We start from the raw sequence: 6,979 nt of genomic DNA, 5'->3' as shown, positions 1-6,979 counted from the left end.
AGACCAAGATCAAGCGCGCCGGATGGGATGAAACCTTCCTGCTCTCACTCCTGGGTTATATGCGATAGCCCTGCCCCGTGGGGGAGGCGGCCGAAGGCCGGTGGGGGGAGCCTTCGGAAGGTCGATCCGGGATGCGACCAGGGTCGCATAACTCCCCCTCCGTCGGCTTCGCCGACACCTCCCCCACAGGGGGAGGATCTGAAACGCGGACCCACTCGCCGCCGTCAGGCGTTCAAGCCCCATGTCCGCCTCCCCTCCCTGGCTCACGGACCTGGCGCTGCGCCTGGCCTGGGCTCCGCCGTGGGCCGTCAGCCTGGGCCTGGTCGTCGTCGGCGTGCTGGTCGCCCTGGCCGCGCACTGGGCGATCGTGCGGATCGTCCGCCGCTCGCTGGAGAACGACGCCTTCTGGTCCGCCCTGGCCGTGCGAACCCGCCGGCCCACCCGCCTGGCCTTCATCACCGCCGCCCTCAGCCTGGCCGTCGCCGTCGCGCCCCTCACCCCCGGCCAGGCGGCGGCGAGCAAGCAGGCGCTGCTGGTGCTGTTCATCGTCCTGGTCGGCTGGATCGTGCTGACCGCCCTCGACATCGCCGCGGCCCTGCACCTGCGCAAGTTCAAGATCGACGTCGAGGACAACCTGCTGGCCCGCAAGCACCTGACCCAGGTGAAGATCCTGCGCCGGGCCTGCGCGGTGGTGGTGGCGCTGGTGACGGCGGGCCTGGCCCTGATGACCATTCCCGGCGTGCGGCAATGGGGCGTCAGCCTGCTGGCGGCCGGCGGCGCGGCCTCGCTGATCGTCGGCCTGGCCCTGCAGCCGCTGCTGACCAACCTGATCGCCGGCATACAGATCGCCATCACCCAGCCGATCCGCATCGACGACGCGGTGATCGTCGAGAAGGAGTGGGGAAACATCGAGGAAATCAACGCCACCTATGTGGTGGTGCGGCTGTGGGACTGGCGGCGGATGGTGCTGCCGCTCAGCTACTTCATCCAGACGCCGTTCCAGAACTGGACGCGCGAGTCCGCCGCCCTGATCGGCACGGCCATGCTCTATGTCGACCACGCCGCCCCGATCGACCGCCTGCGCGCCAAGCTGGAGGAGATCGCCCGGGGCTCGCCCCTGTGGGACGGCAAGGTGGTCAACCTGCAGGTCACCGACGTCACCGCCCAGGTGCTGGAGGTCCGCTGCCTGGTCAGCGCCCGCAGCGCGCCCCGGACCTTCGACCTGCGCTGCGAGGTGCGCGAGAAGATGATGGCCTTCCTGCGCGACGAGGTCCCCGAGGCGCTGGCCCGGCAACGGCTCTCGCTGGCGGACGAAGCATCCGCAACGGTGGAAGCCCAGGCGGGCTGACAAAGCCGACCCGCGGCTTGGCACGCCACAAATGTCTACCATAGTAGACGAATGGGTTCTGAAATTGACATTGACGCCGCCCTGGCCCGCCGCCTGCGCCTGGAGCGGGAGGCGCGCGGCTGGTCGCTCGGGGACGTCGCCCAGCACTCGGGCGTATCCAAGGCCATGATCAGCAAGATCGAACGCGGCGAGACCAGCCCCACCGCGGCCTTGCTGGTGCGGCTGTCGACCGCCTTCGGCCTCACCCTGGCCGGCCTTCTGGTCCGCGCCGAGCAGCCGGCGGGCCGCGTGTCGCGCGCCGCCAGCCAGCCGCGATGGACCGATCCGGAGACGGGCTACGTCCGGCGCCAGGTGCTGGCCATGCCGGAGCATCCCGTCGAGCTCGCGGACATCGACCTGCCGGCCGGAAAGCGCGTGAGTTTCCCGGCCTCGGCCTACGCGATGATCCGCCAGGTGGTCTGGGTGCGCGCCGGCGCCCTGACCGTCGTCGAGGGCGACGAGCGGCATATCCTCGACGCGGGCGACTGCCTGGCGTTCGGAGCGCCCGCCGACGTGACCCTGGCCAACGAAACCGACCAGCCCTGCCAGTACGTCGTCGTCATCGACCGACGCTAGAGACCCGGAGAAGCCGATGATGCAACGCGCGCCGCAAACCCAGTCCATGGACGTTCGACAAGACGATCTTTCCAGTCCGCAGACCCAGGCGCTGCTGCGGCTGCATCTGGCGGGCATGCACGAGACCTCGCCCCCGGGCCATGTCTTCGCCCTGGACCTGTCGGGCCTGACGGCGCCTGGCGTCACCGTCTGGAGCGCCTGGTCGGGTTCGGATATCTGCGGGATCGGGGCCCTGAAGCAGCTCGACGACCGGACGGGCGAGGTCAAGTCGATGCGCACCCATCCCGATCACCTGCGGCGCGGCGCGGCCGCCAAGCTTCTCGATACGGTCATCGCCCATGCTCGCGTCCTGGGCCTGACGCGGCTGAGCCTGGAGACCGGAAGCGGCGCGGCGTTCGAACCGGCCCTGGCGCTCTATCGCCGGCGAGGCTTCGTCGATGGCGGGCCGTTCTCGGACTACGAGGACAGCGGGTTCAGCCAGTTCCTGCACCTCGACCTGGCCGCCGACGCGCCGCGGGCGCAGGTTCGCCCTTCACCAAGTTCGCCCTTCACTAAGTAAGTGATTTATGACTTAGCTTCAGGCGCCGACCGCGGGGTGTGATGCTTGTCGAGGCATCCGCGCCGATCGGCCGGAGCACGCCGCAATCATCGCGGGCTTTGCCGTTCGCGATGCTAGGCAAGATGTCATGAATGGCCTGAACGGCAAAGGGGAACCCAGCAGCGTGGCGGAAGCCTTCGAGATCGGTGTCCGGGCCAAGGCCCGCTGCGACCTGATGGGCGTGGCGCCCTACAGCGAAGCCGACGACATGCTGGTGCGCCGCTTCCTGACCTCCGCCCATGACGAAGCGCTCAAGACCCTGGCCTTCTGGATGGAAGAGGCCGGCATGACCGCCCGCCGCGACCACGCCGGCAACCTGGTCGGCCGCTACGAGGGCCAGACGCCCGGCGCCCCGGCCCTGCTGATCGGCTCGCACATCGACAGCGTGCGCAATGGCGGGCGCTATGATGGGGCGCTAGGGGTGATGCTGGGGGTCGACGTGGTCGAGGCCCTGGCCCGGAGCGGCCGCCGCCTGCCCTTCGCGGTCGAGGTGATCGCCTTCGGTGACGAGGAGGGCTCGCGCTTCCCCGCCTCGATGACCTGCAGCCGCGCGGTGGCGGGGACCGTCAAACCCAGCGTGATGGAAATGACCGACGGCGACGGCGTCAGCCTGGCCGAGGCCTTCGCGACGTTCGGCCTGGATCCCACGCGCCTGGAGGAGGCCGCCCGCAAGCCCGGCGAGATCCTCGCCTTCCTGGAGGCTCACATCGAGCAGGGCCCGGTGCTGGAGGCCGAGGGCCTGGCCCTGGGCGTGGTCACCGCCATCGCCGCCCAGAAGCGGCTGATGGTGCGGTTCACCGGCATGGCCGGCCACGCCGGCACGACGCCGATGTCCCTGCGGAAAGACCCCGGTCCCGCCGCCGCCGAGGCCGTGCTGGCCCTGGAGCGCCTCTGTTCGAGCGGCGAGGACGGCCTGGTCGGCACCGTCGGCCGGATCACCGCCCTGCCCGGCGCCTTCAACGTCATTCCCGGCGCGGTCGAGTATTCCATGGACGTCCGGGCCGAGGTCGCCGCCACCCGCGACGCCGCCGTGGCCGCTGTCACCGCCGAGATCGAGGCCATCGCCGCCCGGCGCGGGCTGGAGGTTCGCGTCACCCTGATGCAGGACCTGGCCGCCAGTCCCTGCGATCCCGGCCTGACCGCCCTGCTCGAGGACGCCGTCGCCGCGACCGGCCAGGCCCCGCGCCGCCTGCCCAGCGGGGCCGGCCACGACGCCATGGTCATCGCCGACCTCTGCCCCACCGCCATGCTGTTCATCCGCTGCGAGGGCGGGATCAGCCACAACCCGCGCGAGGCGGTCACCGAGGCCGACTGCGCGGTGGCGGCGCAGGCGATGCTGGGGTTCGTGGAGCGGCTTTCCAACCAATTTTCCCTGTCATCCCGGACGAGCGCGAAGCGCGAAGATCCGGGACCGACGCCTGAGCGCCGCGCTTCCGGCGATCCCGGATCCGCGCCCGGCTTCGCCGGACTTGTCCGGGATGACAAAGTTTGAGTGACAAGATGACCACCACCCCTACGCCCCAGACCTTCGGCGAACTCGACCATCCTCCCCGCCTGCTGATGGGCCCCGGGCCGATCAACGTGCATCCGCGCGTGCTGCGGGCCATGTCGGTGCAGCTGCTGGGCCAGTTCGACCCGGAATTCACCGGCTACATGAACGAGACCATGGCGCTGTACCGCCAGGTGTTCCAGACGCGGAACCGCTGGACCTTCCTGATCGACGGCACCTCGCGCGCCGCCATCGAGGCCGCCCTGGTCTCGGTGCTGGCCCCGGGCGACGACGTGGTGATCGTCAACGCCGGCCGCTTCGGCCTGCTGCTGTCGGAGATCGCCCAGCGCTGCGACGCCCGCGTCACCACGGTCGAGGGCGAATGGGGCAAGGTCGTCGACCCGCAGGCCGTGGAGGACGCCGTCAAGCGCGTGCGTCCGCGGCTGGTGGCCTGCGTGCACGGCGACACCTCCACCACCATGGCCCAGCCGATCGAGGCGATCGGCGAGATCTGCCAACGCTACGACGCCCTGCTCTATGTCGACGCCACCGCCACGATCGGCGGCATGAGCGTGCCGGTCGACGCCTGGCGGGCCGATCTCGTCACCGGCGGCCTGCAGAAGTGCCTGGGCGGTCCCTCGGGCTCAGGCCCGATCACGATCAGCGACCGCGCCGCCGACCACATCTCCGGCCGCCGCCATGTCGAGGCCGGCATCGCCACGGCGGGCGCGGTCGGCGGCAACGGCCGCCGCATCGCCTCCAACTATTTCGACCTGGCGATGATCATGGACTACTGGTCCGACAAGCGCCTGAACCACCACACCGAAGCCGCCTCGATGCTGTACGCGGCCCGCGAATGCGCCCGCGTGGTGCTGGAGGAAGGGCTGGAGGCGCGCTTCGCCCGCCACGCCCAGGCCGGGGCGGCGGTGGTGGCCGGGGTCGAGGCCATGGGCCTGAGCGTCTACGGCGACAAGGCCCACAAGATGACCAACGTCACCGCCGTGCTCATCCCGCCCGACGTCGACGGCGACCGGGTTCGCGCCCGCATGCGCACCGACTTCGAGATCGAGATCGGCACAGCCTTCGGCCCGCTGGCCGGCAAGGTCTGGCGGATCGGGGCGATGGGCGTCAACGCGCGAAAGCACGCGGTGCTGACCACCCTGGCGGCGCTGGAGGCGGTGCTGCGCGGCGAGGGCTATGGGTTCAAGGCCGGGGCCGGGGTGGACGCGGCGTTGGAGGTGTTCGCATGAGAGCGGTGAAGCCCCCTCCGCCCCTTCGGGCCACCTCCCCCAGAGGGGGAGGATCTATCGAGGCGCGGATGCTCCCCCTCTGGGAGAGCTGTCGCGAAGCGACTGAGGGGGCCCGCGGCCGATGACCTACCCCCGCGACCTGATCGGCTATGGCGAAAACCCGCCGCACGCCCAATGGCCGAACTGCGCCCGCATCGCCGTGCAGTTCGTGCTCAACTACGAGGAGGGCGCCGAGCGCTCGATCCTGCACGGCGATCCGCAGGCCGAGCACTTCCTGTCGGAGATGGTCGGCGCCCAGCCGGTTCCCGACGCCCGGCACATGTCGATGGAGAGCCTCTATGAATACGGCTCGCGGGCCGGGTTCTGGCGCATCCGCCGGCTGTTCGAGGATTTCGGCCTGCCGCTGACCGTCTTCGGCGTGGCCCAGGCCATGGCCCGCCATCCCGAGGCCGTCGAGGCCATGCTGAAGTCGGGCTGGGAGATCGCCACCCACGGCTATCGCTGGATCGACTACCAGCACCTGCCCGAGGCGGTCGAGCGCGAGCACATCGCCCAGGCCATCGAGATCCACGAGGCCCTGACCGGCGAGCGGCCGCTGGGCTGGTACCAGGGCCGCACCAGCCCCAACACCGCCCGGCTGGTCGCCGAGGAGGGCGGCTTCGTCTACGACGCCGACAGCTATGCCGACGACCTGCCCTACTGGGACGACCAGCACGGCCGGCCGCAGTTGATCGCGCCCTACACCCTGGACGCCAACGACATGCGCTTCGCCGCGCCCCAGGGCTTCAACAGCGGCGACCAGTTCTTCGCCTATCTGCGCGACGCCTTCGACGCCCTGTACCTGGAGGGCGAGACCGCGCCGAAGATGATGAGCGTCGGGCTGCACTGCCGGATCGTCGGCAAGCCCGGCCGGATCATGGCCCTGCGCCGCTTCCTGGAACACGTCACCCGTCACGACAAGGTCTGGGTCGCCAGGCGCATCGACATCGCGCGGCACTGGATCGCCACTCACCCCTACAAGGCCGCGAACCCATGAGCGCCCCGCCCCTGATCCTGGCCGACCTGAACCGGATGAACCGCACCGGTTTCGCCACCACCCTGGGCTTCGCCTTCGAGCTGTCGCCGTGGGTGGTGGAACGGGCCTATGACGCCGCGCCGTTCGACAGCGTCGAAGGCTTGCACGCCGCGATGATGGCCGTACTGGAGGCCGCCCCCGAGGCCGACAAGCTGTCGCTGATCCGCGCCCACCCCGAACTGGCGGGCAAGGCGGCGATCGCCAAGACGCTGACGGCCGAGAGCAACGCCGAACAGGCCAGCGCCGGGCTCGACAAGCTGACGGCCGAGGAGTTCGAGCGCTTCCACGCCCTGAACGCCGCCTATCGCGAGCGCTTCGGGTTTCCGTTCATCATCGCCGTGCGGCTGAACGACAAGACCGCGATCCTGGCCGCCATGCGGGCGCGGCTGGAGAACGACAAGGCCGACGAGATCGCCGAGGCGATCCGGCAGATCGGCCTGATCTCGAAACTTCGACTGCAAGACGCGGTGACGGGATGAGTCATCTCCAAAGCCCGTCATCCCCCGCTTCATGCGGGAGACCCAAGCCGTGCTTCAGAACGACATTGGCCGACTCGGCTTGGGTCCCCCGAACAAGTCGGGGGATGACGACGGTTGGCGTTTTG

The 6,979-nt window shown here is 70.0% G+C and carries 6 protein-coding genes and 1 pseudogene; all 7 read left to right on the top strand.

Features of this window, described 5'->3' with window-relative positions:
* Positions 1-241 precede the first annotated feature (241 nt).
* The gene (locus tag AC07NX_RS24160) at positions 242-1,348 is read left to right on the top strand and encodes a mechanosensitive ion channel family protein (RefSeq protein WP_494645388.1); all 1,107 of its coding nucleotides are present in this window, start codon (positions 242-244) and stop codon (positions 1,346-1,348) included.
* Positions 1,349-1,399: 51 nt separating this feature from the next.
* Positions 1,400-1,963 carry a helix-turn-helix domain-containing protein gene (locus tag AC07NX_RS24155; RefSeq protein WP_494645387.1) on the top strand — a complete coding sequence of 188 codons (564 nt, stop codon included), beginning with the start codon at positions 1,400-1,402 and terminating at the stop codon, positions 1,961-1,963.
* A gap of 16 nt (positions 1,964-1,979) precedes the next feature.
* Positions 1,980-2,522, top strand: a complete 543-nt coding sequence (locus tag AC07NX_RS24150) for a GNAT family N-acetyltransferase (protein WP_494645385.1) — start codon at positions 1,980-1,982, stop codon at positions 2,520-2,522.
* 214 nt (positions 2,523-2,736) lie between these two features.
* A pseudogene (locus AC07NX_RS24145) lies at positions 2,737-3,921 on the top strand (allantoate amidohydrolase); the annotation flags it as partial.
* Between the two features lie 140 nt (positions 3,922-4,061).
* Positions 4,062-5,300 carry a pyridoxal-phosphate-dependent aminotransferase family protein gene (locus AC07NX_RS24140; RefSeq protein ID WP_494645384.1) on the top strand — a complete coding sequence of 413 codons (1,239 nt, stop codon included), beginning with the start codon at positions 4,062-4,064 and terminating at the stop codon, positions 5,298-5,300.
* Between the two features lie 121 nt (positions 5,301-5,421).
* Entirely contained in the window at positions 5,422-6,336 is a 915-nt protein-coding gene (puuE, locus tag AC07NX_RS24135) for an allantoinase PuuE (RefSeq protein WP_494645383.1), read from the top strand.
* On the top strand, positions 6,333-6,854 hold the full coding sequence (gene uraD, locus AC07NX_RS24130) for a 2-oxo-4-hydroxy-4-carboxy-5-ureidoimidazoline decarboxylase (RefSeq protein WP_494645382.1): 522 nt from the start codon (positions 6,333-6,335) through the stop codon (positions 6,852-6,854). Before puuE ends, uraD begins: the two co-directional genes overlap by 4 nt.
* The last annotated feature ends 125 nt before the right edge of the window (positions 6,855-6,979 follow it).

The organism is Caulobacter sp. GW821-FHT09A05, assembly GCF_059418465.1.
Note: the sequence above shows the minus strand (reverse complement) of the source record. Positions and strands in the feature narration are given on the sequence as shown.